Below are 25,980 nucleotides of genomic sequence, written 5' to 3' on the forward strand. Positions count from 1 at the left end.
GGCTCACAGGTCGCAGCTCACGAATCACGGATCACGGGCACGCGGATCCCCGATCGCGGCTCACGGAGCACGGGGCGCGGCTCAAGGATCCCCGCACGCAGCACCAGCCTCCCCCGGCCCGCTACCGCAGGCCCGCCCCCGCCCCCCTCAACGCCTCCGCCGCCGCCCTGATCGACGGGCGGCGGTCCGCGTCCGCCCGCCAGACCACGTACACGTGCCGCCGCACCCGGTGCCGCACCGGGACCGTGCGCACGCCCGTCGGCATCGGGTCGCGGCCCAGTTGCGGGGCCACGCACACGCCGAGTCCTGCGGCGACCAAGGCGAGCTGGGTGTGGTGCTCCTCCGCGCGGTGCGAGATGCGCGGCTCGATGCCCTTGCCGCGCAGGGTGAACATCAGCCACTCGTGGCAGAACTCGCCCTCCGCCCAGGTGATCCACTCGTCGTCCGCGAACTCCTCCAGGTCCACCTCCGTCCGGTCGGCGAGGGGATGCGCGGCGGGCATCGCCACGTCGGCGGGATCGTCGAGGAGGGGAGCCTTGACCAGGCCTTCCGGGATCGGCAGGGGCTTGTTGTACCAGTCGAGGACGACCGCCATGTCGATGTCGCCGCGCACCACCGCCGCGACGGCCGGCGTCGGCTCCATCTCCTGGCAGCCCACCCGCAGTCCTGGGTGGTCGGCACGGAGCGCGGACAGCGTGGCGGGCATCAGGCCGCGCATGGCCGTGGGGAACGCGGAGATCCGCAGCTCCCCCACCGCCTTGCCGCGTTGTTCCTCCAGGTCCGCCTGGGCGAGCTCCACCTGCGAGAGGATCCGCGCCGCATGCTGGGCGAGCAGCCGCCCCGCGTCGGTCAGACGCACGCCCCTGCCGTTCTTGGCGAGCAGCTGCTGGCCGACCTCGCGCTCCAGCTTCGTCATCTGCTGCGAGACCGCCGACGTCGTCACGTGCAGCCCCGCGGCCGCGCCGCTGACCGATCCGTGCCGGGCGAGGGCGTCGAGCGTACGCAGGCGCTCCAAGTTCAACATGTAAGCGATGCTACGCGATACGCAGAACAAAATCTCACTTGTGCTACGAGATGGCCGGGTCCATCGTGAGACGCATGACCACCGCGCCCCCGCCGTCGCGTTCAGCCACCGCACCGCCCACGCCAGCCATTTCGACCACACCGACCGCCCTCGCCCCTCCGGCCACGACACCCCTCCGCCCCGGCCGCCCCGCCCTCGACTGGCGCATCCGCTTCGGCGTCCTCTCGCTGATCTGGGGCTTCAGCTTCCTGCTGATCAAGGTGGGCACCGAGGGGTACGCGCCGTTCCAGGTCACCCTGGGCAGGCTGGTGTTCGGCACGGCCGTGGTCGCCGCCGTGCTCGCGGTGAAGCGGGAGCGGCTGCCGCGCGGCACCCGGACCTGGCTGCACCTGACGGTGGCGGCCTTCCTCCTCAACGCCCTGCCGTTCTCGCTCTTCGCGTACGCGGAACTGTCGATCCCGTCGACACTCGCCGGAATCTGCAACGCGACGTCGCCCCTGTGGGGCATGGCCCTCTCCCTCGTCGCGCTCTCCGAGGACCGTCCGACGCGGCGCCGCGTCGCGGGCCTCGGCATCGGGTTCTTCGGCGTGCTCACCGTGCTCGGCGCCTGGCAGGGGTTCAGCGGCCTCGACCTCGGCGGCACGGCGATGGCCCTCCTCGCCTCGCTCAGCTACCCGATCGGCTGGATCTACGTGCGCCGCACGCTGGCAGGGTCCGGGAACTCCAACCTCTCCCTCTCAGGAGCCCAGTTGCTGGTCGCGACCGCCGAACTGGCGCTGGTGACACCGCTGTTCACCTCGTTCCCGACGCACTTCCCCGTCGTACCGCTGCTGGCGATCGTGGCACTGGGCGCCCTCGGCACCGGAGTCGCCTTCCTGTTGCAGTACGCGCTGGTCGCCGAGGTGGGCCCGACCACCGCCCAGATGGTCACGTACTTCATCCCGGTCATCGCGACCGCCGCGGGCGTCGCGGTGCTCGGCGAGTCCCTGAGCTGGTCGACACCGGTCGGCGCGGTGATCGTCCTGGCGGGCGCGGCGCTCACGCAGTCCCGCCCCCGCGCGGCGAGGACGACGACTACGGCGACCACGAGCGCGACCGCGCGCCCACCCCGTCAGTCGTAACGCCGCGCGGGAGCGGGCCCCGTGGCGGAGGCGACGGCGTCCGCCACCGCCACGATGTCCTCGTCCTCCAGCGCCGCCACGGTGATCCGCACCGCGGGCGGCGCGTTCAGCCGGAACCTCGCCCCCGGAGCCACGGCCCATCCCGCGTGCAGCAGCCGCGCGACCGCCCCCGTCTCGTCCGGGACCGGCACCCACGCGTTCATGCCGCTGCGCCCGTACGCGGCAACGCCCCGCTCGGCGAGCGCCGCGATCAGCGCCTCGCGCCGCCGCCCGTAGGACGCCGCCACCACGCGCGCGTCGACCGCGCCCTCGGCCCAGAGCCGCGCGACGGCGCGCTGCAGCAGGCGGCTCACCCAGCCCGGCCCGAGCCGCTGGCGCCCGCGCAGCCGGTCGATGGTGACGGCGTCACCGGTGACCACGGCGAGCCGCAGGTCGGGGCCGTACGCCTTGGCGGTCGAGCGGGTGAGGGCCCAGTTCCTGGTCGACCCCGCCAGCGGATGCAGCGGCAGGTCGACGATGCCGTGGCCGTGGTCGTCCTCGATGAGCAGCACGTCCTCGTGCGCGGCGAACACCTTTCGCAAGGCACGCGCGCGTGGAGCGGTGACAGCGGCACCCGTGGGGTTCTGCGCCCGGTCCGTCACGACGGCCGCCCGCGCCCCGGACGCCAACGCCCGTTCCACGTCGGCGGGCAGCGGGCCCTCGTCGTCCATGCCCACCGGAACCGCGCGCAGCCCGAGGGCGGAGACGAGGTCGAGCAGACTCCCCCAGCCCGGGTCCTCCAGAGCCACCCCGTCGCCGGGCTTGAGGTGGACGGAGAGCACCCGCTCGATGGCGTCGAGCGATCCGGAGGTGACGGCGAGCGGGCCGTGGGGGACGCCGTCGGCCTCGAAGGCCGCGCGTGCGTACCGCTCAAGCTCCGGGTCCACCGCACCCTCTCCGTAGAGGACGGGTTCCGCGTCGCCCTGCGCCGCGGCCGAGCCCAAGGCTCCGGAGAGGGCGGGCAACAGCTTCGGATCCGGATTGCCCATGGAGACGTCGCGTACGCCGGGCGGGGCGTCCACCCTGATGAGTTCGCGCGTCGTGGTCGCGGGCTTGGAGCGCACACGGCTCCCGCGCCGCCCCGCCGTCTCGATGACACCGCGTTCGCGCAGCGTGCGGTAGGCGGCCGCCACCGTATTGGGATTCACGCCGAGGCGCGTAGCCAACTCCCGCATGGGGGGCAGCAGTTGCCCCGGTTCGAGGCCGCCGTCACCCACGGCCCGCTCCACGCTGGCCGCAATCTCGGCTGCGCGCCGCCCACTGATCGGATACTCTCCTAGCACAAACCAGAGTATGCACTAGTGCAATAACGCTCGCAAGTCGATGATCCGGGCAACGCCGCCCGGAGCATCACCTGGGGGCAGATCAGTTCAGGGAGAGCCATGCAGACGACGCCGGGCACCACCGACACCACTTCGCCGGACAGCGCCGCCTACGCACCGACCGACCGCACGATCCCCACCCGCTCCGCGGATCGCGCCGCGTACGACCGGGAGACGGTGCACGCGATACTCGACGAGGCCTACGTGTGCCATCTCGGGTTCGTGCACGACGGCGCCCCCGTCGTGCTCCCGACGCTCTACGGACGGGTCGGCGACCGCCTGTACGTGCACGGCTCGACCGGTTCCCGGCCGCTGCGCATGGTGCGCGCCGGTTCCGCGGAGCAGGACCCGGGGCTGCAGGTGTGCCTGACCGTCACCCACGTCGACGGCCTGGTCCTGGCCCGGTCCGCCTTCCACCACTCCATCAACTACCGCTCCGTGGTGATCCACGGCACCGCCCACCAGGTCACGGACCCCGAAGAGAAGCGGATGGCGCTGGACGCGCTGGTCGACCACGTGGTGCCCGGCCGGTCCGCCGACTCCCGCCCCGCCAACACCAAGGAGCTCGCGGCGACCGCCGTGATCAGCCTCGACCTCAACGAGGTGTCGGCGAAGGCGCGCACCGGCGGGCCGAACGACGACCCGGAGGACATGGACCTCCCCCACTGGGCGGGCATCGTCCCGCTCCGCAAGGGGCACGACGCCCTCATCCCCTCGGAGGACCTGGCACCCGACATCAAGGTGCCCGACTACCTGGTCGAGCTGTGATGCTGATCCACCCCTGGGATGCCGCCCGCTCCGACTCCGAGTGGCAGCAGTGGCTCGCCGCCCACGACTTCGGGCAGCTCGCCGTGAACGGCCTCCCGGGCGAGCCGCCCCACGTCCAGCCCCTCCATTTCGTGTACGAGGCGGAGCACGGCCCGCACGGCCGGGTCCTCACGCACCTCGCACGCCCGAACCCCCTGTGGCCCGCCCTGGAGGCCGACTCCGAGGTGCTCCTGAGCGTGGTCGACGACTACGTGTACGTGCCGGGCCCTTGGCAGGCCCCACCTGACGTCCCGGCCGAGCACGGCGTGCCGACCAGCTTCTACGCCGCCGTCCAGCTGCGCTGCACCGCCCGGGTCGTCGACGACCCGGAGGAGAAGGCCGACATCCTGAACCGCCAGGTCGGCCACTTCCAGCCCGAGGGCGGCTCCGCGCGGGCGGCGGTGGGCGAGGCTCCGTACGGCCGCATGCTCTCCGGCATCCGGGCGCTGTGCCTCGACGTGAGCGACGTACAGGCGAAGTTCAAGTACGCGAGCCACAAGCCGGACGAGGTGCAGGACCGCATCGCCGCGGGCCTCACAGAACGGCAGGGCCCAAGGGACGCGGCCGCCCGCACGCACCAGGTGCGCCGCCGCGAAGCGTGACCCACCCGGCCCGGGACGGCGCACGGCCAGCAGCAGGGCGAGCGGCGGGGCGAGCGGCGGGCCTCGCGAAAGCCACGGCGAAGCCCGCCGCCACCCGCTACCTCAACATCTGCGCCGTCGGCAGCGCCTAGACCGGCGCCACCGCCCGCCGCTCCGCCACCGCGCCCCGCGTCTCCGCGACCGCGAGGCCCGTCACCGCGGCCAGCATCAAGGCCGTGCCCGCCACCGTCGCCGCCGTCAGGTCCTCACCGAGCAGCGCGACCGCGATGACCGCGGCACCCACCGGCTCCAGGAGCATGATCACGGAGACGGTGGCGGACCGCACGACGGCAGCCCCGGCGAAGTACAGGGCGTACGCGACCGCCGTCGGCACGGCCGCGATGTACAGCAAATACGCACCCACGCGCGCGGGTTCGGCGGTGTGCGGCACCAGGCCCTCGGCCGCGGCCAGCGGCAGCAGGCAGAGCGAGACGACGGCGAACGCCCAGACGGTGGTGTCGGCCGAGTCGGCCGTGCCGCCCCTCCCCCACCAGCGCGTGAGCAGCGTCATGACGGCGTACGCGGCCGCGGAGACGAGTCCCCAGACCACACCGGCCGGTCGCACGGTCGCACCTCCGCCGCCGTCGCCCCCGAGGACGAGAACGACGAGGCCTGTGAGGGCCCCCAGGACGGCGATCACGCCGCCGCGCCCGAGCCGCTCGCCCAGGGCCAGCCGTGCGCCGAGTGCGATGAGGACGGGGCCCGACCCCATGGTGACGACGGTGCCGACCGCGAGGCCGGTCGCCTCGACGGAGGCGAAGTAGGCGGTCTGGAACACCGCGAGGGCCACGCCGGTCGCGACGATGCGGCGCACCCTGCGCCCGAGCGGTTCGGCGACCGCCACGCGCGTGGCCGACCGGCGCGGCCACGACAGGCGCCTGCTCAGGCGTGCGGCGAGCAGCAGCACGAAGCCGCCCGCGCACCGCCAGAAGGAGAGGCTGACCGGCCCCATGTCGCTGGCCCGGAAGACCAGCGCGGCGGCGGCACCCGCGGTTCCCCACGCGATCCCGGCGAAGATCAGATAGAAGAGGCCGCGCCCGACCGCAAGACCACCGGCCTCCGGCCCAACGGCATCAGGCCCAACGGCATCAGGCCCAACGGCATTCGTGCCCACAGCATTCGCGGCCGTGGGCACGTCAGACGTGCGCAACAAGTTCGACACGTGTTTTCTCCGCAGCAGAGAGGGATGTCTGACTCCGTCTGCGGGCAGCACCGTTCCGCCCGGCCACCGGCTCGGGCATGATCCGTGAGCGTCCCGCGCCTAGGCGGCGGGAGGCGGAAGAACGAGTGCGCGTGCATGCATGACCGGCACCCTAGGACGGGCTTCCGCTGTGCGACAACTCCGTTTCGGGGGCTGGGACAGCCCCCGGCACGACGGGCTCGGACGGCGCCGACGACTGGGCGATGAACGCGCCGACCAGCACGATCGCGCCGCCCACCACCTGCGGCGCCGAAAGGTGTTCGCCCAGGACGACCCAGGCCAGGGCGGTCGCGATGACGGCTTCGAGGCAGGCCACGACACCCGCCACCTGGGGCGAGAGCCTGCGCACGGACAGCACGCCGGTGACGTAGGCGACGACCGTCGCGACGAGCACGATCCAGGCGAGCAGGGCCCAGGCCGGGACCGCGGAGCCGTCCAGGTCCGCGTCGCCCGCGAGCACCGACCAGTCCATGCCCCACGGCCGCGCGACGACGGTCAGCACGGCCGTGCCGACGAGCAGCCCGTACGCGATGACGCCGAGCGGGTCCGGGGCGTCGGCGCCCGCGTCGCTGCCCTGGTCGGACAGGACGAAGTAGCCCACCTGACAGCAGGCGGCGCCGAGCGCGAGCAGGAGCCCGACGGCGTCGAAGCTCAGCCCCGCCCACACTTCCACGACACAGGCGAGACCGCCGACGGCGAGGACCACGCCGAGCGCGGCGGCCCGCGTCACGGGGCGCCGTTGCACGAAGCGCACCCAGCCGAGGACGAGCGCGGGCGCGAGGTATTCGATCAGCAGGGCGACGCCGACGGGGATGCGGGAGAGCGCGGCGAAGTAGCAGGCCTGGACGCCCGCGACGGCGAGGAGGCCGAAACCGGCGAGCAGCGCGGGCCTGCTCCGCAGCAGTCCGCGGTGGCGCCAGGCGACGGGCAGCATCACCAGGGCGGCTCCCGCCACCCGCAGCCACACCACGTGCAGGGGGTCAAGACCCGCTTCGATCAGCGGTTTCGCCGCGACACCGGAGCCTCCGAAGGCGACCGCCGACAGCAGGGCGAGCCCGAGACCGATGCCCCTGCCGGGCTTTCCCCGGCTCGGACCACTCCCCCGGTTTCCCGGATCGGTTCGGCCCGCCAGGCTCTCCTGAATCCCCTCAGACGCTTGCACCGGCACATCATGGCAGGATCCGTCATGAGCGTCACGCCCTTTGACCCCTGTCTCAATCAGCGGACACCGCACCGCACCCCGGAGCGCCGCTGCCGCCTCTCAGGGCCACGCTCAGACGCCGGAGCCGTTGCTTTCGGTGTATTCGCTGCTTTCGGTGTATCCGTGGCCTCCGACGTACCCATGACCGTGCCCGCCATCGGCGGCGTACTGCCTGCATCCCGCCTCTATGCGCCCCAACAGCGCCGGAACGTCGACGCGGGCTCGCGCGAGGACCTCGACGGCCCGGCATTCCGGATCGGCGACGAGCCCCGCGAGCAGGTCCATGCCGAGGGCCCGCGGTTCGCCGCGCAGTTCGGCACGTTCCAGGGCCACTTCCATCGCCGTGCCCGCGGCGGGCGACCAACCGGTCTCCCTCGCGGGCGTCACCACCGGGACGGCGCCGGAGTCCTCGACGGTGCCCTGCCACTGCAGGCCGTAGCCGATGCTGCGCTGCACGAGATAGCCGAGGACCCGGACGGCCTGCGCGCCGCTCTCGAAGACGGCGCGCACCTCGGCGTCGGTCTCCAGGAGGGAGTGCAGCAGGTGCGCGGTGTCCATCTGCCGGTCCCCGTCACGGACGGCGCGACGGCGCGCGCCGGAAACCACCGACGCCAGCTCTGCGGTGAGACGGGAGTCGGATTCTGCTCGGGTCGGGCCGGGCTCGGCGCCCGACGGGGTACGGCTTTGCACATCTCCCACCACATCAACCCCCAGGGGCATATGCATCGGCGGCGGGAAGCATCTTCGCGTCCGACACAGGTTGGGCACTCCTGCGTTGGTTGTCCTCCTTACGGATGAGATCCGGGGGATCCGCGCGGAGTCACGCGCGCCGCCTTGCCCCGCGCCGGGCGCGCAACCATCGCGCCACCTCGCACGTCCCACAAGCATGGAGAGCAGGTGCTGGATGGTCGCCCTGCCTGCGGTCGACGGCAGGCAGTACGTCTACCGGGTGTACGCACCCGACGACGCGCTGCCCGCCGACCTGTTCTGGGATGCCTGGCACTGCCACGACGAGAGTCCGTTCCCCCGGGCCTCGGACCTTTTCGACGCGGCCGTCATACGACGGGTCGGCTAGAACCCTCCTGATGGCCCTGGCCCTGACCCTGCCACGTCCCGATGACCACCGTCGCGTACGTCTCCTCGTCACTCACCACTCGCGCCAGCAGACCGGCCCGCTCGACGGCGTCGACGGCCGCGGACACCTGCCCCTCGCTCGTCTCGAAGAGGAGGTGACCGCCGGGCGCCAGCCACGCGGGCGCCTCCTCGGTCACCCGGCGCAGCACGTCGAGCCCGTCCGCGCCGCCGTCGAGCGCCACCCGCGCCTCGTGGACGCGGGCCTCTGCGGGCAACAGGCCCACCTCTTCAGTGGGGACGTACGGAACGTTCGCAAGGAGGATGCCGACACGCCCTCGGAGCGCGTCGGGCAGCGGGTCGTAAAGGTCGCCCTCGTAGACCTGGCCTCCGGCATCGATGACGTTGCGGCGGGCGCAGCGGACCGCTGCGGGGTCGATGTCGGCCGCGTACAGCTCGACCCGGCCGAGGCTCGCGGCGAGCGCGACCCCGAGGGCCCCGGAGCCGCAGCACAGGTCGACGACGACGGCCGGGCGTCCGGCGAGCCCGGCCGCCTGGGCGACGAGGAACTCGGTGCGGCGGCGCGGGACGAACACCCCCGGGTCCACGGCTATCCGCAGACCGCGGAATTCCGCCCACCCCAGGACGTGTTCGAGCGGCAGACCGGCCGCGCGGCGCTCGACCATGGCGGCCGCTTCGGTGGGGGTCCGCGCGGTGGAGAGGATCAACTCCGCCTCGTCCTCGGCGAAGACGCAGCCCGCGGCACGCAGGGTGCCGACGACGGAGGAGTGGTACGCCGAGGAGTGGTGCGACGAAGAGTGGTGTGACGTGGAGAAAGCCGAAACCGACATATGACGAAAACCTTCCGGGAACCCGATGGGGCTCCCTCGGTTCACCTACGCCGAGTGAACCGCGCGGTCGCGAGAGGGGAGCACCCGACCTGCTACTGCGGTAATGGGTCTCACCTCCAAAGCGCGCCGCCTGCGTCCGTCACAGGGCACGGGAACAGTACCTCAAGCCGCGCGCGAAGCCACGCCCGCGCCCAGAACTGACAGTTCATCAGTATTGAATGTTCCGGGGCCTGCGGCTACGTTCCGCGACACCGTAGCTGCGGTCGTCGCAGCGCCCGACGCGAAGAGGTGGCCGCATGGCCGAAGTCAGCGCGGAAGCACGGATCGAGGCGCCCGCCGAGAAGGTCTGGGCCCAGCTCACCGACTTCTCCTCCTACGGCGAGTGGAACGCCACGCACACGAGCTTCCCCCAGGGCGGCCCCACGACGCTGGAAGTGGGCGGCACCTTCGTGGAGAACATGAAGCTGATGGGCTTCCCCGCCGAGGTCAACTGGACCATCGGCGAACTGGAGACCGCCCGCACCCTGGCCATCGCGGGCAAGGGCCCGATGGGTGTCAACGTCGGCACTCGCTACTCCCTCTCCCCCGAGGGGTCGGCGACGGTGGTCCGCATCGAGGGCGAGTTCACCGGAGCCGCGGTGTCCCTGATGGCGGGCAAGCTGAAGGACTCGGCGACCGCCGCCCTCCACGAGTCGCTGCGCAAGCTGGACGGCCTGGTGACCTGACGCCCACGAACCTGACGCACACTCACACGCCCACGCACAACGACGGCGAGGCGCCCCGCACCATGCGTGCGGGGCGCCTCGTCTGCGGTGAGGCCGTCGGCCCCGACCACCTCAGTCCTCATCGGCGAGGATCAGGTACATCTTCTTGCGGGCGTCATTGATGACCGTGACCGCCTTCTCGCGCTGTTCCTTGCTGCCGGTCTTCCAGACCTGGCCGAACGCCTCCATCAGACCGAAACCGGCCTGCCGGATCTCGTTCAGCGTCTCCCAGTCGACCCCGCGTCCAGCCTCTTCCCACGGCGCTTCGGGACCCTCGTCGGCCGCCTCGCGCCCGGCGTCGGTGAGCGAGAAGAGCTTCTTGCCGCCCTCGCTCGCGCTGACGATCAGGCCCTCGTCCTCCAGCAGTTGGAGGGTGGGGTAGACCGAACCGGGGCTGGGCTTCCACGCCCCGCCACTGCGCTCGGCGATCTCCTGGATCATTTCGTAGCCGTGCATGGACCGGTCCTTCAGGAGCGCCAGGATCGATGCGCGTACGTCGCCGCGCCTCGCCCTGCCGCGCGGCCCGCCACCACGCCCGCCCCGGCCGCCCCAGGGGCCACCGGGCCCGCCGGGTCCACCGAAGCCGGGGCCGAACGGGCCGAACGCGCCGCGCCGCCCCTCGAAGCCACCGAATCCGCCGAAGCCTTCACGGCCGGAGCCCTCTCGACCCTCGGGGCCGCCGCGACGGCCGTGTCCATGTCCGCGTCCGTGCTCGTGTTCAAAACCATGGGTACGCATGGTGATCACTCCTCTTCTTTGATCAGTCGCGAATCTGTCGCGATGCCTCAACGATATATCGGAATAGTTCGACCGACAACCCCCCGCCGGTAATCGACGTCGCGAGCGGGCCTCGAACCGGCCCAGAACCACTCCCCACCAGGGAAATTCCACTTCAGGCAATGATTGCGTGCCGAAGTTTCCATTGTGGTAATGCCTGACGCCTTCGCAGGATGGAGGCATTCCGACCCGGCCCCGTCCGGTCCGAACCGGCCCCATTGAGGAAATTTCATGATCGTCATCACCGCCCCCACCGGGAACATCGGCAGTCACCTGCTCCCCCGGCTCCTCGAGTCCGCCCCGGCGGAGGAAAACCTGCGCGTCGTCGTGCGCGACCCGGCGCGGCTCCCCGCCGACGTGCTCGAACGCGTCGAGGTGATCACCGGCTCGCACGGCGACCCCAAGGTCGTCGACCGTGCCTTCGAGGGCGCCGACGCCGTCTTCTGGGTCGTCCCCCCGGACTCCACCCTGACCCCGGAGGCGGGCTTCAGCGGCTTCGCCCGTCCCGCCGCGCAAGCCTCGGCCTCCCACGGAGTCGGCCACGTCGTCGGCGTCTCCGCGCTCGGCCGCGGCACCCCGGTCGCCGACCGCGCAGGACTCGTGACCGCTTCCCTCGCCATGGACGACGTCATCGCCTCCTCCGGCGTCGCCTACCGCGCCCTGGCCAACCCGTCGTTCTTCGAGAACCTCCTGGAAGAGGCCGACTCGATCCGGGAGAAGGGCGTCTTCACCGACTCCGTCGACGCGGACCGCAAGGCGCCGCTGGTGGCCGTCGCCGACATCGCCGCCGCGGCCGCGACCCTGCTCCTGGACCGCACCTGGACCGGCGTCGGCAGCGTGCCCGTCCTCGGGCCGCAGGACCTGTCCCCCGCCGACCTGGCCCGCATCATGACCGAGCAGCTCGGACGGCCGGTCCGTTACGAACGCCAGTCCTACGACGATCTGCGCACGACCCTCGTCGGCTACGGCCTCGACGAGACGTTCGTCCAGGGAATCGTGGACATGAAGCGCGCCAAGGACGACGGACTGGATGCCGGAGTGCCCCGCACCGACGCGTCCTCCTCCCCCACCACCTTCGAGCAGTGGTGCGCGCAGGTACTGAAGCCCGCCGTACTCGCCTGACACCGCTCCGGGCCGACGTCCGGCCCCACACCTTCTTCAAGAAAGAGGCACCCCATGCCCGTCGAGGCACCCAAGGCACCGGTGACGGCATTCATGCTCGTCAAGACCACACCCGAATGGCTGGCCCTGACCGTCCAGGAACGAGTGGAGGCCTTCACCACCCAGGTCGTCCCCACCATCAAGGCCAGGACGACGGGCGTCAGGTCCCGCTTCTACGACACGGAGTTCTACTCCGCGCGCGTCACCGACGTCTGGGTCTGGGAGGCGGACGACCACAACGCCTACCAGCTCCTGATCGACGCGCTGCGCGAAACCCCGTTCTGGGACCGCTACTTCGAGGTGGTCGACCTCCTCGTCGGCACCGAGAACGGCTACGCACGTACCTACGGAGTCGACGCCGTCACCACCCTCAGCACCTGACGATCTGACCAGCCCCTGAACCAGCGGCCCATCCGATTCGTGGTGACGGCTGGGGACCGCCGGGAGAGCGACCTTCATCCGCTCGTCTTCGCCGACGACGGCTCGGCGGTTCCGGCCTCACCCGAACCGGAGCGCCCTTTCGCCTATCAGACACGGCACGTAGAGCGAACCAGCGAAACGAACCCCTGGCAGGCCAATCACCCCCCTCAATCAGTCCAGTGAATCCGCATTGGACTTACCTCGCGCACTCCACAGCCCTCTACCGTGATCCCCATGCCGACTTCCCACCGCATCCGCATCGTCGACGCCTTCACCGACCGCCCCTTCGCGGGGAATCCGGCCGGGGTCCTGCTCCTCGACGCCTTTCCCGACGACACCTGGCTGCAGCACGTGGCCAGGGAGGTCAACCACGCGGAGACCGCCTTCGCCCACCCGCTGCCCGCGGGCGGGGACGCCGACTGGGCGCTGCGCTGGTTCACGCCCACCACCGAGGTCGACCTGTGCGGCCATGCCACTTTGGCCACGGCACACGTCCTGCACACCACGGGCGCCGCCTCGGGCACCGTCCGCTTCACCACCCGCAGCGGCGTCCTCACCTCGACCGCGCACGAGGACGGCACCCTCACGCTCGACTTCCCGACCGCCCCGCTCACCGCGGCCGAACTCCCCGACGGGATCGCCGAGGCCCTCGGCGCCGAGCCGCTCCGCGCGTACGACACGGGCCGGAACGTAGGCGACCTGCTGGTCGAGCTCGCCGACGAGAAGACGGTCAGGTCGCTCGCCCCGGACCACAGGGCCCTCGTCCGGTACTCCGAGCGCGGCATCATCGCCACGGCCGCGGCCGCGGATCCTTCCCTCGGCTACGACTTCGTCTCGCGCTGCTTCTTCCCGCGCGTCGGCATCGACGAGGACCCGGTGACGGGCAGCGCGCACACCGCCCTCGCCCCCTTCTGGTCCGAGCGCCTCGGCCGCACCGAACTGACCGGCCTGCAGGCCTCGGCCCGCACCGGCTTGGTCCGCACGGAGCTCACGGGCGACCGCACCCTCCTGACCGGCCGCGCGGTCACGGTCATCGAGGGCGACCTCTTCGCCTGACGGCACCAGAGCACCGGAGGCACACAGGGGACGTACGAAAATCACGTACGTCCCCTCCGCCTCACGAAGGCGTAGGCAGCCACCCCACCTTCCCCGCGAGCAGCCCATATCCGACGAACGCGCCGATGTCGAGCAGGGAGTGGGCCACGACCAGCGGGCCGACCCGCCCCCACCTGCGGTAGAGCAGCGCGAAGACCACACCCATCGCGAGGTTCCCGACGAACCCGCCGATGCCCTGGTAGAGGTGGTACGAGCCGCGCAACACCGAACTGCCCACCAGTGCCGCCATGGGCGTCCACCCCAACTGGCCGAGCCTGCGCAGCAGATACCCGACGACGATCACTTCCTCAAGGACCGCGTTCTGCACCGCGGACAGCACGAGGACGGGGTACTTCCACCACACCTCGGGCAACGCCTCCGGCACCACCGTGAGGTTGAAGCCGAGCCCGCGGGCCGCCAGATAGAAGGCGATCCCGGTGCTGCCGATCACCGCGGCGATCGCGGTGCCGCGCCCCAGATCCGGCCATGGCCGGGTCCGGTCGAAACCGATCGTCCGCAGCCCCTCCCGCTCACGCAGCAGGAAGTGCGCGACCAGCGCGACCGGCACCAACGCGGTCGCAATTCCGAACAATTGCCATGCGAGATCCAGCCATGGCCGCCCCGGCGCGGCCGACGCGTTCATCGTCGCCGCCTGGTCCTTCAGGCCACCCGGTTTGGTGACCGACCCGACAAAGCTGATCAGCGCGGACACACCGCTCGCCCCGAGCGAGAGAGCCAGGACGAGCAGCGTCTCATCCCTCAGGATCCGCCGTGACGACCCGTCCGCTGGAAAAGAACCGGCCATCGGCCCCGGCTCCGCTTGCACTTACGCCTCCAGTTGAGTAATCCCGCCTCATCCCCATCCTCGCCCCGCTAGGGTCTCGAAAGAAGTTACGAAGATCGTGCGCGACAGGCCGAGGGGGACGGACGCCGATTCCAGGCGCACAGGCCCCCTCTTTCCTTGCTTCATCTTCCAAGGAGGGGCACCACCGCCATGGGACGTCACAGCTTGCCCGATGAGCACGGGACGGCAGCGCCCGGCCCCCGACCGCAGGCACGCGGACGCACGGTCGCCATCGCCACGGCGCTCGTCCTCGTGGTGGCGGGAGGCACGGCGGCCGCCGTCAGCGCCGGTCTGCTCTCCTTCGGCGGCTCCTGCGGCGACGACGCGGTCAGCCTCGACGTCGTCGCCGCTCCTGCCGTGGCCCCCGCCCTGCGCGAGGCGGCCGACGAGGCCCGCGAGCAGGAGATCACCTCGGACGGGCACTGCATCGACGTGCGGGTGACCGCGCGCGACTCGTACAAGGTCGCCGCCGAACTCCGCTCCGGCAAGGGCGATCCGGAGTACGACGTGTGGGTGCCGGACTCCGACGTCTGGGTGCAGCGCGTCGGCATCGGCGGCAAGCAGAGCAAGGTCTCCCCCGCGGGCAACATCGCCTCCTCTCCCGTCGGCATCGGCATGGTGCCGTCCGCCGCCGAGTCGCTGGGCTGGCCCAAGAAGACGTACGACTGGCCGGAGTTGACCACCGCCGCGACCAAGGGCGACAAGCTGCGCCTGGGCGCGGCCGACCCCGCGCGCAGCGCGACCGGCCTGCTCGCCCTCGCCAAGATGGGTGCGTCCGCGAAGAAGCAGGGCGGCAAGGAGGGCGACACCCGGGCCGCCGCCCTGGCGAAGGCGCTTGCGGCCCGCACCACCGACAGCGACGGCCGACTTCTCGACACCCTGGCCCGCGACGACTCCGGCACCGAGCAGGGCAACCCCCGCCGCAACCAGGCCCTGATCCTCTCCGAACAGGCCGCGTACGCGCACAACGCGTCGGCGGGCGAGGAGAACAGCCTCGACCTCTTCTACCCCAAGGACGGCTCGCCCCGCCTCGACTACCCGTACACGCTGGTCGAGGACGACCGGATGTCCACCGACACGAGCCGGGCCGCCCTGCGCTTCATGACGATGTTCAGCGATGACGAAGGCCGCCGGATCCTGACGGAGCACGGCTTCAGGACCGACCCCGACCAGCCCTCCGACAAGCTGGTCACCGCCGCGGGCGGCCGCACCCCGCAGCCCTACGCGGACGAGGCCACGGACCCGCCGTCGGACAAGCAGCTCCAGGAGACCCTGGGCATGTGGACGATCACGGTGCAGAGCGCCCGGCTCAACACCGTCGTCGACGCCTCGGAGTCCATGGCGCAGTTCGTGCCCGGCCGCAACCAGTCCCGCATGGAGATCACCAAGGCCTCCCTGCTGCGGGCCCTCGCGGGCTTCACCGACGAGGACGAGATCGGCCTGTGGGAGTTCGCCACCCGGCTTGACGGCACCCGCGACTACCGCAAGCTGGAGCCGACCCGGCGACTGGGCGACCGCAAGGGCGGCGCCACCCACCGCGACGAACTGTCGGACGCCTTCAGCAGCCTGCAGCCCGTGCCGGGCGGCGCCACCGGCCTTTACGACACCACGCTCGCCGCCTACAAGGAGGCCCGGTCGACGTACGCGCGCGGCAAGTTCAACGCCCTGGTGATCCTGACCGACGGCGTCAACCAGGACCCGGGCAGCATCTCGCGCAGCTCCCTGATATCCCAGCTGGAGGAGATGTCGGACCGCGAGCACCCGGTGCCGATCATCGCCATCGCGGTCGGTCCGGAGGCGGACAAGGACGAGGTCCAGCAGATCGCCGAGGCGACCGGCGGCTCCGGCCACCAGGTCGACGACCCGGCGCAGATCCACGCGGTCATCCTCAAGGCCATCATGGAAGCGGGCAGCAACCAGGGCTGAGGCTCAGCCCAGCCGGACCGCCGGTTCGCGCAGCCCCACCGGCCACGTGTGCACCGGCTCTCCCCTGTGCATCAGCTCGCTGTACCGCTTGGTGGTCGCGGCCAGCGCCTGCTCCCTGGACATCCCGCCGTCCAGGGCCCGGTGGTACGTCGTGGCCTGCCAGGACGCGCCGTTGACCCGACGCCTGCACCGCTCCTCGATCACCCCGAGGTACAGGTCGCGGTCGGCGGCCTCCACGCCCCACGCGTCCAGCCCCGCCGCCGCGAGCGGCAGCAGCTCGTCGCGTACGAGGTGGACGGCCGCCACCTCGGTGGTGCCGCCCAGCCTGCCGCGCCGGGGCCACTGCAGCCTGGCGTCGATGCCGTGGCGGCACGCGACGTCGAAGTTGCGGGCGGCGGCCTCGAAGGGCAGCCGGGTCCACACGGGCCGCGCCTCCTCAGCGAGCGCCCGCACGAGCCCGTAGTAGAAGGCGGCGTTGGCGATGACGTCGGTGACGGTGGGGCCCGCGGGCAGTACGCGGTTCTCCACCCGCAGGTGCGGGACGCCGTCGGCGATGCCGTACACCGGGCGGTTCCAGCGGTACACGGTGCCGTTGTGCAGGACGAGTTCACCGAGCCGCGGCACGCCACCGGCGTCGAGGACGCCGAGCGGGTCCTCCTCCTCCATGAGGGGCAGCAGCGCCGGGAAGTACCGCAGGTTCTCCTCGAAGAGCTCCAGCGGCTTGGTGATCCAGCGCTCCCCGAACCAGGTGCGCGGCCGCACGCCCTGGACCTGCAGCTCGGGCGGCCGGGTGTCGGTGGACTGCAGGAACAGCGGCGGCCGCGACTCGCGCCACAGCTCACGGCCGAACAGGAAGGGCGCGTTGGCGCCCACGACGATCTGCGCGGCCGCGATCGCCTGCGCCGCGTTCCACACGTCGGCGAACCGGGCGGGCGTGACCTGCAGGTGCAGCTGCACGGAGGTGCACGCCGCTTCGGGCGCGATCGACGCCGAGGTGCAGGTCAGCCGCTCCACACCCTGGATGTCCAGCGCGAAGTGTTCGCCGCGTGCCGCCACGATCTGGTCGTTCAGGAGGGCGTAGCGATCGACGTCGGAGAGGTTCGCGGAGACGAGGTCGGCGTCGTTCAGGGTCGGCAGAATACCGATCATGACAATCCCGGCGGCGAGCTCGTTCGCTTTCCTGTGGGCATAGTTGAGGCCCGTGCGCAGTTCCTCGGCGAGCCGGTCGAGAACGCGTCCGCCGAGCCGGTGCGGGGCGATGTTGACTTCGAGATTGAACATTCCGAGTTCCGTCTGGAAATCCCGGCTCGCGATGCGCTCAAGTACCTGCGCATTCAACATCCTCGGCAGCCCGTCGGGCCCGGCGAGATTCAGCTCGATCTCCATGCCCATGAGATTCTTGGGCCGGTCGAATCGCTCCTCCTTCAACATCCGCTCCAGCCCCGTAAGACACGCTCGGAGCTTGCCTCGGTAGTGGTGCCTGTCGGCCAGGTCGAACGTGCCCGCCGCGACCTTCTCCCCCATCGAAGCGTCCCTCCTCGAACGGCGGCCCAGGGTCCGGCCGCTGTGTACGGGGGATGATGCCCAGGCAATGTGATCGATAACGCCCCGCGCGGGACCCCCGGCCAGTACGCTCGACGCGGCGGCTGTCCGGCACATTCACCAGGCATGCGGCACGGTGAAGATTCCGTACCGAAGCGCCTGGTCAAAAGCACCGGCAGAAATCGGCCGACCGCGCGCATCGGGGAATACGAGGTCATGACCCCGAGACCCGCACTAAATCGGTGTAAAGGCCCGCACAAGGACGTCTCAATAAGTCCTTGCTCGTAATATCCACTGCGTCTAGGTGAAACACCCTTCGAACACGGCTCGTATAAACTCCGCAATCTAGGCAGAGAGTTGGCGCTCGCGGCCCCAGCCCCCGCCCCTCTGACCCAGAGCTGACAGCGCCGTCACGCACCTGCCCCCGCTCCACTGTGCCTGTCGAATGAGAGAGGCGACCCACCATGCCGCTGCATGTCCCCCCGGCTCCCGCGCCCGCCCTGCGCAGCGTTCTCGCGGCACTCGGTTCCCCCACTGCCGTACGCGAGGCCCGCACACCGTCCCTGCGTACCGCCCAGGGACCCGCAATCCCCGAACTCCCCCTGCCCGTGCACGTGTTGGACCACATCACCCCACAGGCCACTTCGCCCACCCGACTGGCCGGCTGGCGCTTCCTGATCCGCTGCGCCGAGCGTTCCGTCGCCGCGGCCGACGCGATCCTCACCCCGGACGGCTGGGCGTTCTCCCATTTCTTCGAAGGGCCCTACATCACCTCGACCGAACGCGCCCTGCGCCACGCGGAGGCCATGCCCATGCCGTGCCAGCCGCGGCTGCTCTCCGTGCCCGAGCTGTATATGCTCACGCTCTGGCTGCACCGCGACTGCACGGACGACGGCGCCGAGGGCTCGCTGGCCGCCACCGATCTGCTCGTGCCCCTGGCGCCCGCCCCGCCCGGCATCGCGGCCCACCGCCCGCACCGCGTCGCCGAACTCCTGCCGATGCTCAACCACCGTCTGACACCGGCACCGCTGCTGAGCTCACCCGCCTGACAGCGCCCCGCACGCTTCCTGTGCCCCGCAGCCCCCGGGCCGCGGGGCACAGCGCTGCCCACCCAGGTGGACTAGCCCGGTCAGGCCACCCCGAACCACCCGAAGAGACAGGGAAGTTGGGCTGAACCGTCCGGGCGGGTGATACGTCCTTAAGCAGTAGGAGCCGCTGCGGCAAAATCCCTGCGGATTGACGCCCGGAGGGCAACACTGGGATAGGACCAACTACAACGGGGGGCGGTTATGAATACCGCATCGAGCCACAGGACCGACGTCACAGCCATCTCATCGCAGCGAAAGAACCCTTCCATGTGCCAGCACCAACCACCGTGCCCGACAGCCGACTCCGCCGACCGGGAGGCCGCGCTGCTCGCGGCCAGCCACCCGGAGCAGGGCTGGAGCCTGCTGTGCAACGGCGTCCTGCTCTTCGAGGACACCGGTGAGCTGCTGCCGGACGGCCAGATCATCGCCCCGCACCGACCGCTGGGCACCGACCAGATCATGACGGCGGCCTGAGCACTGGCACATCCGCACGAGCGCACAGCATCGCCGCACGGCACCACAGCAGCACAGGAAAGACGAGGGGCCGGCCCGGAGAGAAGTCTCCGAACCGGCCCCGACGCATGCCCGCTCCACACGGGCGCCTGCATCAGTCCTCGTACGCATCCAGCGGCGGGCAGGAGCAGACCAGGTTCCGGTCGCCGTACGCCTGGTCGATGCGGCGCACCGGCGGCCAGTACTTGTCCGCGACGACGACACCGGCCGGGAAGACTGCCTCCTCGCGGCTGTAGCCGTGCTCCCACTCACCGCTCAGCGCGGCGGCGGTGTGCGGGGCGTTCCGCAGCGGGTTGTCCTCGGCGGTCCACTCGCCGGAACCGACCTTCTCGATCTCCCGGCGGATGGCGATCATCGCCTCGCAGAACCGGTCGATCTCGTTGAGGTCCTCGCTCTCCGTCGGCTCGATCATCAGGGTGCCGGCCACCGGGAACGACATGGTCGGCGCGTGGAAGCCGTAGTCGATGAGCCGCTTGGCGATGTCGTCGACACTGACACCGGTCGCCTTGCTGAGCGGCCGCAGGTCGACGATGCACTCGTGCGCGACGAGACCGGCGGGGCCGGTGTAGAGCACCGGGTAGTGCGGCTCGAGGCGCTTGGCGATGTAGTTGGCCGAGAGCACCGCGACCTGGGTGGCGCGCTTGAGGCCCTCGCCGCCCATGAGGCGTACGTACGACCAGGAGATCGGCAGGATCCCGGCGGAGCCCCACGGCGCCGCGGAGATCGGACCGACGCCAGTCTCGGGTCCTGCCGCGGGCTGCAGCGGGTGGTTGGGCAGGTACGGCGCGAGGTGCTCGCGCACACCGACGGGGCCGACGCCGGGGCCGCCGCCGCCGTGCGGGATGCAGAACGTCTTGTGCAGGTTGAGGTGCGAGACGTCGCCGCCGAAGTGGCCCGGCTTGGCGAGGCCCACCAGCGCGTTGAGGTTGGCCCCGTCGACGTACACCTGGCCGCCGGCCTCGTGCACCGACGCGCAGATGTCGGCGACGTGCTCCTCGAAGACGCCGTGCGTCGAGGGGTAGGTGATCATCAGCACGGACAGCTCGTCGCGGTGCTTCTCGATCTTGGCGCGCAGGTCCTCGACGTCGATCTCGCCGTCGTCGGCGGTCTTCACGACGACGACCTTCATGCCCGCCATGACGGCGCTCGCGGCGTTGGTGCCGTGCGCGGAGGACGGGATGAGGCAGACGGTGCGCTGCTCGTCGCCGTTGGCGCGGTGGTACCCACGCACCGCGAGCAGCCCCGCGAGCTCACCCTGCGAACCGGCGTTCGGCTGCAGGGAGACCTTGTCGTACCCGGTGACCTCGGCGAGACGTTCCTCCAGCTCGCGGATGAGCGTGAGGTACCCCTGCGCCTGCTGGGCGGGCGCGAAGGGATGCAGCTGGCCGAACTCGGGCCAGGTGACCGGCTCCATCTCGGTGGTCGCGTTGAGCTTCATGGTGCAGGAGCCCAGCGGGATCATGCCGCGGTCCAGCGCGTAGTCGCGGTCGGCGAGCTTGCGCAGGTAGCGCAGCATCGCGGTCTCGGAGCGGTGCTGGTGGAAGACCGGGTGCGCCAGGTAGTCGTCGCCGCGCAGCAGGCCCTCGGGCAGCGTGTCCGCGGTGGCGGCGTCCAGCTCCTGGACATCGGCCTCGACCCCGAACGCGCCCCACACGGCGGCCAGCTGAGCCCGCGTCGTGGTCTCGTCGCAGGCGAGGGAGACGTGGTCGGCGTCGATCTGGTGGATGTTCACGCCGCCTTCGCGGGCGGCGGCGACGAGCTCCTCGGCCCTGCCCTCGACGCGCACGGTCAGCGTGTCGAAGTACGCGCCGTGGACGACCTCGACGCCACCGGCGGTGAGCCCGGCGGCGAGCAGCGTCGCGTACCGGTGGGTGCGCCGCGCAATGGACTTGAGGCCCTCGGGCCCGTGGTACACGGCGTACATTCCGGCCATGACGGCGAGCAGCACCTGAGCGGTACAGATGTTACTGGTGGCCTTCTCGCGGCGGATGTGCTGCTCACGGGTCTGCAGGGCGAGCCGGTAGGCCTTGTTGCCGTCGGCGTCGACGGAGACACCGACGAGCCGCCCCGGGAGGCTGCGCGCGAACTTCTCGCGCACCGCCATGTATCCGGCGTGCGGGCCGCCGAAGCCCATCGGTACGCCGAAGCGCTGCGTCGTGCCGACGGCGATGTCGGCGCCCAGCTCGCCGGGCGAGGTGAGCAGGGTGAGGGCGAGCAGGTCGGCGGCGACGGTGACGACTGCGCCGAGCTCGTGGGCCTCGTCAATGAGCGGCTTTATGTCCCGTACGGCACCGGAGGCGCCCGGGTACTGGACGAGCACGCCCACGACGCCGCGCTCGGCGACCTCGGCCGGAATGCCCTCGCTCAGATCGGCGACGACGATCTCTACGCCGGTGGGCTCGGCGCGGGTCTGGATGACGGCGATGGTCTGCGGCAGGGCGTCGGCGTCGACGACGAAGACGCCGTTCTTGACCTTGCCCATGCGGCGCGAAAGGGCCATGGCCTCCGCGGCGGCGGTGCCCTCGTCGAGGAGCGAGGCCCCGGAGGTGGGCAGGCCGGTCAGCTCGGCGACCATCGTCTGGAAGTTGAGGAGCGCCTCGAGCCTGCCCTGCGAGATCTCGGGCTGGTACGGCGTGTAGGCGGTGTACCAGGCCGGGTTCTCCATCACGTTCCGCAGGATGACCGGCGGGGTGAAGGTGCCGTAGTAGCCGAGTCCGATCATGGAATCGAGGACCTGGTTGCGGTCGGCGAGGGAGCGCAGCTCGGCCAGCACTTCGGCCTCGGTACGCGCGCCGGGCAGGTTCAGCGCCTCGGCGTTCTTGATCACATCCGGCACCGCGGCGGCCGTCAGCTCGTCGAGCGAGCCGTACCCGACCTGCGCGAGCATCTTGGCCCGCGCTTCCGCATCGGGCCCGATGTGCCGCTGCTCGAAGGGGATGCCCGCTTCGAGCTCGGAGAGCGGGATGCGATTGGTGGCAGTCATTGCGGAGGCCTCCTGGTCTGCACGACCTGCGAGGGGTACCACGGCGCGGGTACCCGGACGGCCTCCCCCTCTGTCATGTCAACCTGAGAGCTTCACAGGCCCGTCTTGCGACAGATCTGCTTTCACCGTCGGTGAGGAAGGGTTCCGAACGTGCCCGCCCGACGCCCGCCCTGCTTTCCAGAGTGACCTCGTCCGTGCGGTACGGGTGCCTGAGAGATTCCGGGGAGGATTTGCTCCTTCGGCGCCTCCGGGAAGTACGTTCCGGAGAGCTCTCCCGCACGGGGTCAGCAGCCAGGCGCCAGCCTACCAGCGAGGACCAGGACCGATCCCTCGAGTGGCCACCTGCCCCGAAGTGCTCTTTCGTAGTGACTACGAATGATTAAGGATGAGTTACGCCCGATTTCGACAAGCCGCGACCAGCTGGAGGGCCCGTGCAGACCGATATCGATCCGCGCAACCTGATCGGCCGCAAGGCGTTCGACCGGAACGGGGCGAAGATCGGCACGATCGACGAGGTCTACCTCGACGATGCCACCGGCGCACCGGAATGGGCAGCCATACGCACCGGTCTCTTCAGCCGGGACGCCTTCGTCCCCCTGGAACCCAGCGAACTCGTCGAGGACGGCACCCTGCGCATCCCCTTCGAACGGGCCCTGATCAGGGACGCCCCGGACTTCGGAGTGGGCCGCCACCTCTCTCCCGAGCAGGAGCTCCAGCTCTACCACCACTACGGCCTGGACACGACACCCCCGGGCACCCCGCCCGCCGCACCGCCCCCGGACCAGAACTTCGGCCAGGTCGCAGGTACCGAGACGCCCTGAAGCGACCTCATCCGGCAGCGGGGGCCGGGGGCGCGGCCACCAGCGGCAGCGGCTCCGCAGGCACCAGCTCCGGGTCGTCCGTACGGAACGTCCGCACCCGCCCCGGCGCCGAAAGCGGCGTCTCGAAGCGCACCGTCACCCGGCCCAGGCCGCTCCCCTGCACCCACCCGTGCCCGTACTCGGCATGCCGCACGTCGTGCCCGGCCGACCACCGTCTCTCCACCGGCGCCACCGGCTCTTCAGCACCCCCCTTCTCCGGCTCCTCCGGCCGCCCCGCCTCCCCGGACACGGCCTCGTCGCCCTCGCCCGGAGACGCCCCCTCCGCCCCGGCCTGCGCCTCGGCCTCCACCGCCGCCTGAGCCTGCGCCTGCGCCTGCGCCTGCGCGAAGAGGTCCTCCTGCGTGTAGTCCGCGAGGCCCGTGACGCCCACTCCCAGGAGCCGGACCCCGCCCGTGGTGTCCACGGCCTCCAGCAGCCGCGCCGCGGCCTCCCGCACCACCCCGGGGTCGTCCGTGGGCCCACGGAGCGTCTCGGAGCGCGTCAGCGTGGAGAAGTCGAACCTGCGCACCTTGAGCACGATGGTCCGCCCCGAGTGCCCCGCCGCCCGCAGCCGCTGCACACACCGCTCGGCGAGCCGCGCGACCTCCGCCCTGACCCGCACCCGGTCGTGGATGTCCACGTCGTACGTGTCCTCGACGCTGACCGACTTCGACTCCCGCTCGGCCACCACAGGCCGCTCGTCGTGCGCGAGCGCCATCGCGTACAGAGAGCCGCCGTGCGCCTTCCCCAGGAGCCGTACGAGCTCGTCCTCACCGGCCTCGGCGATCTCGGCGACCGTGAGGATCCCGGCCCGCCGCAGATGGTCGCCCGTGGCAGGCCCCACGCCGGGCAGCGTCCGCACCGGCATCGGGCCCAGGAGCGCCCGCTCCGTCCCCGGCGCTATGAGCTTGAGCCCGTCGGGCTTGGCCTCCTCGGAGGCGATCTTCGCCAGCATCTTGGACACGGCGAGCCCCACCGACCCACAGAGCCCCGTCACCTCTCTGATGTCCGCCCGCAGCCGCTCCCCCACGGCCCTGGCCGACTCCGCGTCATCTGCGACGCCCCCCGCCTCCAGGTCCACGAAGGCCTCGTCCAGGCTGAGCGGCTCCACCAGCGGCGACAACTCCCGAAGGAGCCCCATCACCTGCTCGCTGACCTCGCGGTACAGCCCGAAGCGCGGCACGAGATAGGCGGCATTGGGCGCCAGCCTGCGCGCCTGCCCCATGGGCATCGCCGAGTGCACACCGAAGCGCCGCGCCTCATAGGAAGCGGTGGCCACCACACCACGGGGCCCCAGCCCGCCCACCACCACGGCTTTTCCGCGCAGGCTCGGCTTCGCGGCCTGCTCCGCGGACGCGTAGAAGGCATCCATGTCCAGATGCAGAATCGTCGGCGCGCTTCTCACACCTCAGATGCTGCCCTACGCCACTGACAACGCGGCTTCAGACGGCCCTGTTGCGCCTTCTGGCCAGCTCATCGGCCGGATTGTGCCCGACGAGCGTCTCCCCGGTGTCGATGCGCTCGCCGTGCAGCTGGGACAGTGCGGCCTCGACGTCGCGCCAGACGACGCCCACGGCGATCCCGAAGACCCCCTGCCCGCCCTGGAGCAGGTCGTGGACCTCGCTGGACGTCGTGCACTCGTAGACCGTCGCCCCGTCGCTCATCAGCGTCATCCGCTCGAGGTCACGGAACCCGCGCTCCCGCAGGTGCTGGACGGTGGTGCGGATGTTCTGCAGCGACACCCCGGTGTCGAGGAAGCGCTTCACGATCTTGAGGACGACCACGTCGCGGAAGCTGTAGAGGCGCTGTGTCCCGGAGCCGCCCGTGGCCCGCACACTGGGCTCCACCAGGCCCGTACGGGCCCAGTAGTCGAGCTGCCGGTAAGTGATGCCCGCGGCCGCGCACGCGGTGGGACCGCGGTAGCCGACCTGCTCGGAATCCTCGGACGTAGCGTCCCCGCTCCCCTGGACCGCCATCGGTCGGTTCGGAGAGTGATCGGCCGCACCGCCGTGGATCGGGTACGGACCGCCCATCGCCGTACCGTCGCCGCTGCTTCTCACGCCGACCTCCCTCCTTGACCTGCCTTCTCGACGGTAGGCAGTCGCCAGGGGCTCGTCAACGATCGCCACACTCGGCACGCCGAGTGATAATCACCCTGAGAGTGGTTTTCCGTGCCTCACCGCGGGGAAAGGCTAGTCGAATGGCCGGATACGGGCCGCCGGAAGCGGCTCACTGGCTGTTGGTGCCGAAGTCCTCGGGCGAGATCTGGTCGAGGAACTCGCGGAACTTCTCCACCTCGTCCTCCTGCTCGTCCGGGATCGCGATACCGGCGTCGTCCAGGACGCCGTCGCTTCCGTAGATCGGCGTCCCGGTGCGCAGCGCCAGCGCTATGGCGTCGGACGGCCGCGCACTCACCTCGACACCGCTGGCGAAGACCAGCTCCGCGTAGAAGACGCCTTCTCGCAGGTCAGTGATGCGCACTTCGGAGAGCTCCTGGCCGACCGCTTCCAGCACGTCCTTGAAAAGGTCATGGGTCAGCGGTCGTGCGGGGGCCATGCCCTGCTGCGCAAAGGCAATGGCGGTCGCCTCACCTGGTCCGATCCAGATGGGGAGGTACCGGTCGCCTCCCACTTCACGCAGGAGCACGATCGGCTGGTTGGAGGGCATTTCGACCCGGACACCTACGACGTCGAGCTCGTTCACACAGCAACCCTAGGACGTGGCTGGCA

The 25,980-nt window shown here is 71.0% G+C and carries 26 protein-coding genes and 1 riboswitch; of the genes, 13 read left to right on the forward strand and 13 right to left on the reverse strand.

Annotated features, from left to right (window positions below; translation table 11 throughout):
• Positions 1 to 121: 121 nt before the first annotated feature.
• The gene (locus AC068B_RS34025; protein WP_468561945.1) at positions 122 to 1,024 is read right to left on the reverse strand and encodes a LysR family transcriptional regulator; all 903 of its coding nucleotides are present in this window, start codon (positions 1,022 to 1,024) and stop codon (positions 122 to 124) included.
• 38 nt (positions 1,025 to 1,062) lie between these two features.
• Between AC068B_RS34025 and AC068B_RS34030 the strand changes: the two genes are divergently transcribed.
• Positions 1,063 to 2,145, forward strand: coding sequence for a DMT family transporter (locus AC068B_RS34030; RefSeq protein ID WP_478675387.1), 1,083 nt, complete (start codon positions 1,063 to 1,065; stop codon positions 2,143 to 2,145).
• Here AC068B_RS34030 and AC068B_RS34035 read toward each other — a convergent pair.
• Positions 2,136 to 3,467 (reverse strand): aminotransferase class I/II-fold pyridoxal phosphate-dependent enzyme, encoded by a 1,332-nt coding sequence (locus AC068B_RS34035; RefSeq protein ID WP_478675388.1) that lies wholly within the window; start codon positions 3,465 to 3,467, stop codon positions 2,136 to 2,138. The two genes, AC068B_RS34030 and AC068B_RS34035, sit on opposite strands and share 10 nt — an antisense overlap.
• A gap of 99 nt (positions 3,468 to 3,566) precedes the next feature.
• Between AC068B_RS34035 and AC068B_RS34040 the strand changes: the two genes are divergently transcribed.
• Complete coding sequence (locus tag AC068B_RS34040) at positions 3,567 to 4,274, forward strand: pyridoxamine 5'-phosphate oxidase family protein (RefSeq protein WP_478675389.1); 708 nt, start codon at positions 3,567 to 3,569, stop codon at positions 4,272 to 4,274.
• Positions 4,274 to 4,915 carry an FMN-binding negative transcriptional regulator gene (locus tag AC068B_RS34045; RefSeq protein WP_478675390.1) on the forward strand — a complete coding sequence of 214 codons (642 nt, stop codon included), beginning with the start codon at positions 4,274 to 4,276 and terminating at the stop codon, positions 4,913 to 4,915. Before AC068B_RS34040 ends, AC068B_RS34045 begins: the two co-directional genes overlap by 1 nt.
• Before the next feature lie 127 nt (positions 4,916 to 5,042).
• Here AC068B_RS34045 and AC068B_RS34050 read toward each other — a convergent pair whose 3' ends face one another.
• From AC068B_RS34050 to AC068B_RS34060, 3 genes are all read right to left on the reverse strand, one after another.
• The gene (locus AC068B_RS34050) at positions 5,043 to 6,068 is read right to left on the reverse strand and encodes a DMT family transporter (protein ID WP_478675391.1); all 1,026 of its coding nucleotides are present in this window, start codon (positions 6,066 to 6,068) and stop codon (positions 5,043 to 5,045) included.
• 199 nt (positions 6,069 to 6,267) lie between these two features.
• Positions 6,268 to 7,287 carry an EamA family transporter gene (locus tag AC068B_RS34055; protein WP_478675414.1) on the reverse strand — a complete coding sequence of 340 codons (1,020 nt, stop codon included), beginning with the start codon at positions 7,285 to 7,287 and terminating at the stop codon, positions 6,268 to 6,270.
• A 141-nt stretch (positions 7,288 to 7,428) separates the two neighbouring features.
• A complete protein-coding gene (locus AC068B_RS34060) occupies positions 7,429 to 8,046 on the reverse strand; it encodes a peptidase (RefSeq protein ID WP_478675392.1) in 618 nt (205 codons plus the stop codon).
• A gap of 196 nt (positions 8,047 to 8,242) precedes the next feature.
• Between AC068B_RS34060 and AC068B_RS34065 the strand changes: the two genes are divergently transcribed.
• Entirely contained in the window at positions 8,243 to 8,431 is a 189-nt protein-coding gene (locus AC068B_RS34065) for a hypothetical protein (protein WP_190537747.1), read from the forward strand.
• On the opposite strand, the gene AC068B_RS34070 is transcribed toward AC068B_RS34065, so the two are convergent.
• Positions 8,412 to 9,278 carry a putative protein N(5)-glutamine methyltransferase gene (locus AC068B_RS34070; RefSeq protein ID WP_478675393.1) on the reverse strand — a complete coding sequence of 289 codons (867 nt, stop codon included), beginning with the start codon at positions 9,276 to 9,278 and terminating at the stop codon, positions 8,412 to 8,414. The genes AC068B_RS34065 and AC068B_RS34070 overlap by 20 nt on opposite strands.
• 296 nt (positions 9,279 to 9,574) lie before the next feature.
• Here AC068B_RS34070 and AC068B_RS34075 point away from each other — a divergent pair, with 296 nt between their 5' ends.
• Positions 9,575 to 10,003 (forward strand): type II toxin-antitoxin system Rv0910 family toxin, encoded by a 429-nt coding sequence (locus AC068B_RS34075; protein ID WP_468561959.1) that lies wholly within the window; start codon positions 9,575 to 9,577, stop codon positions 10,001 to 10,003.
• A gap of 111 nt (positions 10,004 to 10,114) precedes the next feature.
• Here the strand turns inward: AC068B_RS34075 and AC068B_RS34080 are convergent, their stop codons facing one another.
• The gene (locus AC068B_RS34080) at positions 10,115 to 10,780 is read right to left on the reverse strand and encodes a PadR family transcriptional regulator (RefSeq protein ID WP_468561961.1); all 666 of its coding nucleotides are present in this window, start codon (positions 10,778 to 10,780) and stop codon (positions 10,115 to 10,117) included.
• A 270-nt stretch (positions 10,781 to 11,050) separates the two neighbouring features.
• Here AC068B_RS34080 and AC068B_RS34085 point away from each other — a divergent pair, with 270 nt between their 5' ends.
• The 4 genes from AC068B_RS34085 to AC068B_RS34100 are packed head-to-tail and all read left to right on the forward strand — an operon-like array spanning position 11,051 to position 13,456.
• Positions 11,051 to 11,941, forward strand: a complete 891-nt coding sequence (locus AC068B_RS34085; RefSeq protein WP_478675394.1) for an NAD(P)H-binding protein — start codon at positions 11,051 to 11,053, stop codon at positions 11,939 to 11,941.
• A 54-nt stretch (positions 11,942 to 11,995) separates the two neighbouring features.
• A complete protein-coding gene (locus AC068B_RS34090; RefSeq protein WP_478675395.1) occupies positions 11,996 to 12,361 on the forward strand; it encodes a darcynin family protein in 366 nt (121 codons plus the stop codon).
• Between the two features lie 15 nt (positions 12,362 to 12,376).
• Complete coding sequence (locus AC068B_RS34095) at positions 12,377 to 12,583, forward strand: nucleotidyltransferase domain-containing protein (RefSeq protein WP_478675415.1); 207 nt, start codon at positions 12,377 to 12,379, stop codon at positions 12,581 to 12,583.
• A gap of 51 nt (positions 12,584 to 12,634) precedes the next feature.
• Complete coding sequence (locus tag AC068B_RS34100; protein ID WP_478675396.1) at positions 12,635 to 13,456, forward strand: PhzF family phenazine biosynthesis protein; 822 nt, start codon at positions 12,635 to 12,637, stop codon at positions 13,454 to 13,456.
• Between the two features lie 61 nt (positions 13,457 to 13,517).
• Here the strand turns inward: AC068B_RS34100 and AC068B_RS34105 are convergent, their stop codons facing one another.
• Positions 13,518 to 14,321, reverse strand: coding sequence for a CPBP family intramembrane glutamic endopeptidase (locus tag AC068B_RS34105; RefSeq protein ID WP_478675397.1), 804 nt, complete (start codon positions 14,319 to 14,321; stop codon positions 13,518 to 13,520).
• A 168-nt stretch (positions 14,322 to 14,489) separates the two neighbouring features.
• Between AC068B_RS34105 and AC068B_RS34110 the strand changes: the two genes are divergently transcribed.
• A complete protein-coding gene (locus tag AC068B_RS34110; RefSeq protein WP_478675398.1) occupies positions 14,490 to 16,265 on the forward strand; it encodes a substrate-binding and VWA domain-containing protein in 1,776 nt (591 codons plus the stop codon).
• 3 nt (positions 16,266 to 16,268) lie between these two features.
• Here the strand turns inward: AC068B_RS34110 and AC068B_RS34115 are convergent, their stop codons facing one another.
• Positions 16,269 to 17,789, reverse strand: coding sequence for a glutamate--cysteine ligase (locus AC068B_RS34115; protein ID WP_478675399.1), 1,521 nt, complete (start codon positions 17,787 to 17,789; stop codon positions 16,269 to 16,271).
• Between the two features lie 482 nt (positions 17,790 to 18,271).
• Between AC068B_RS34115 and AC068B_RS34120 the strand changes: the two genes are divergently transcribed.
• Together AC068B_RS34120 and AC068B_RS34125 are read left to right on the forward strand one after the other, a co-directional pair.
• The gene (locus tag AC068B_RS34120; RefSeq protein WP_478675400.1) at positions 18,272 to 18,856 is read left to right on the forward strand and encodes a hypothetical protein; all 585 of its coding nucleotides are present in this window, start codon (positions 18,272 to 18,274) and stop codon (positions 18,854 to 18,856) included.
• Between the two features lie 306 nt (positions 18,857 to 19,162).
• Positions 19,163 to 19,369 carry a DUF5999 family protein gene (locus tag AC068B_RS34125; protein WP_356265958.1) on the forward strand — a complete coding sequence of 69 codons (207 nt, stop codon included), beginning with the start codon at positions 19,163 to 19,165 and terminating at the stop codon, positions 19,367 to 19,369.
• A 133-nt stretch (positions 19,370 to 19,502) separates the two neighbouring features.
• On the opposite strand, the gene gcvP is transcribed toward AC068B_RS34125, so the two are convergent.
• Positions 19,503 to 22,391 (reverse strand): aminomethyl-transferring glycine dehydrogenase, encoded by a 2,889-nt coding sequence (gcvP, locus tag AC068B_RS34130; RefSeq protein WP_478675401.1) that lies wholly within the window; start codon positions 22,389 to 22,391, stop codon positions 19,503 to 19,505.
• A gap of 187 nt (positions 22,392 to 22,578) precedes the next feature.
• A riboswitch (glycine riboswitch) is annotated at positions 22,579 to 22,678 on the reverse strand.
• A gap of 144 nt (positions 22,679 to 22,822) precedes the next feature.
• Here gcvP and AC068B_RS34135 point away from each other — a divergent pair.
• On the forward strand, positions 22,823 to 23,212 hold the full coding sequence (locus tag AC068B_RS34135; RefSeq protein ID WP_478675402.1) for a PRC-barrel domain-containing protein: 390 nt from the start codon (positions 22,823 to 22,825) through the stop codon (positions 23,210 to 23,212).
• A gap of 7 nt (positions 23,213 to 23,219) precedes the next feature.
• On the opposite strand, the gene AC068B_RS34140 is transcribed toward AC068B_RS34135, so the two are convergent.
• From AC068B_RS34140 to AC068B_RS34150, 3 genes are all read right to left on the reverse strand, one after another.
• Positions 23,220 to 24,656: a DNA polymerase IV gene (locus tag AC068B_RS34140; RefSeq protein ID WP_478675403.1), complete on the reverse strand. Its 1,437-nt coding sequence runs from the start codon at positions 24,654 to 24,656 to the stop codon at positions 23,220 to 23,222.
• A gap of 37 nt (positions 24,657 to 24,693) precedes the next feature.
• A complete protein-coding gene (locus tag AC068B_RS34145) occupies positions 24,694 to 25,311 on the reverse strand; it encodes a MerR family transcriptional regulator (RefSeq protein WP_478675404.1) in 618 nt (205 codons plus the stop codon).
• Positions 25,312 to 25,480: 169 nt separating this feature from the next.
• Positions 25,481 to 25,954 (reverse strand): bifunctional nuclease family protein, encoded by a 474-nt coding sequence (locus AC068B_RS34150; RefSeq protein WP_030794342.1) that lies wholly within the window; start codon positions 25,952 to 25,954, stop codon positions 25,481 to 25,483.
• Positions 25,955 to 25,980 lie beyond the last annotated feature (26 nt).

The sequence above is a fragment of the Streptomyces sp. NPDC042371 genome, assembly GCF_056437465.1.

Coding starts and splice junctions, on each gene's coding strand:
- AC068B_RS34025 (WP_468561945.1), bottom strand. CDS start 1,024: ATGTTGAACTTGGAGCGCCTGCGTACGCTCGACGCCCTCGCCCGGCAC.
- AC068B_RS34040 (WP_478675389.1), top strand. CDS start 3,567: ATGCAGACGACGCCGGGCACCACCGACACCACTTCGCCGGACAGCGCC.
- AC068B_RS34045 (WP_478675390.1), top strand. CDS start 4,274: ATGCTGATCCACCCCTGGGATGCCGCCCGCTCCGACTCCGAGTGGCAG.
- AC068B_RS34065 (WP_190537747.1), top strand. CDS start 8,243: ATGGAGAGCAGGTGCTGGATGGTCGCCCTGCCTGCGGTCGACGGCAGG.
- AC068B_RS34070 (WP_478675393.1), bottom strand. CDS start 9,278: ATGTCGGTTTCGGCTTTCTCCACGTCACACCACTCTTCGTCGCACCAC.
- AC068B_RS34075 (WP_468561959.1), top strand. CDS start 9,575: ATGGCCGAAGTCAGCGCGGAAGCACGGATCGAGGCGCCCGCCGAGAAG.
- AC068B_RS34080 (WP_468561961.1), bottom strand. CDS start 10,780: ATGCGTACCCATGGTTTTGAACACGAGCACGGACGCGGACATGGACAC.
- AC068B_RS34085 (WP_478675394.1), top strand. CDS start 11,051: ATGATCGTCATCACCGCCCCCACCGGGAACATCGGCAGTCACCTGCTC.
- AC068B_RS34090 (WP_478675395.1), top strand. CDS start 11,996: ATGCCCGTCGAGGCACCCAAGGCACCGGTGACGGCATTCATGCTCGTC.
- AC068B_RS34100 (WP_478675396.1), top strand. CDS start 12,635: ATGCCGACTTCCCACCGCATCCGCATCGTCGACGCCTTCACCGACCGC.
- AC068B_RS34110 (WP_478675398.1), top strand. CDS start 14,490: ATGGGACGTCACAGCTTGCCCGATGAGCACGGGACGGCAGCGCCCGGC.
- AC068B_RS34115 (WP_478675399.1), bottom strand. CDS start 17,789: ATGGGGGAGAAGGTCGCGGCGGGCACGTTCGACCTGGCCGACAGGCAC.
- AC068B_RS34120 (WP_478675400.1), top strand. CDS start 18,272: ATGCCGCTGCATGTCCCCCCGGCTCCCGCGCCCGCCCTGCGCAGCGTT.
- AC068B_RS34125 (WP_356265958.1), top strand. CDS start 19,163: ATGTGCCAGCACCAACCACCGTGCCCGACAGCCGACTCCGCCGACCGG.
- gcvP (WP_478675401.1), bottom strand. CDS start 22,391: ATGACTGCCACCAATCGCATCCCGCTCTCCGAGCTCGAAGCGGGCATC.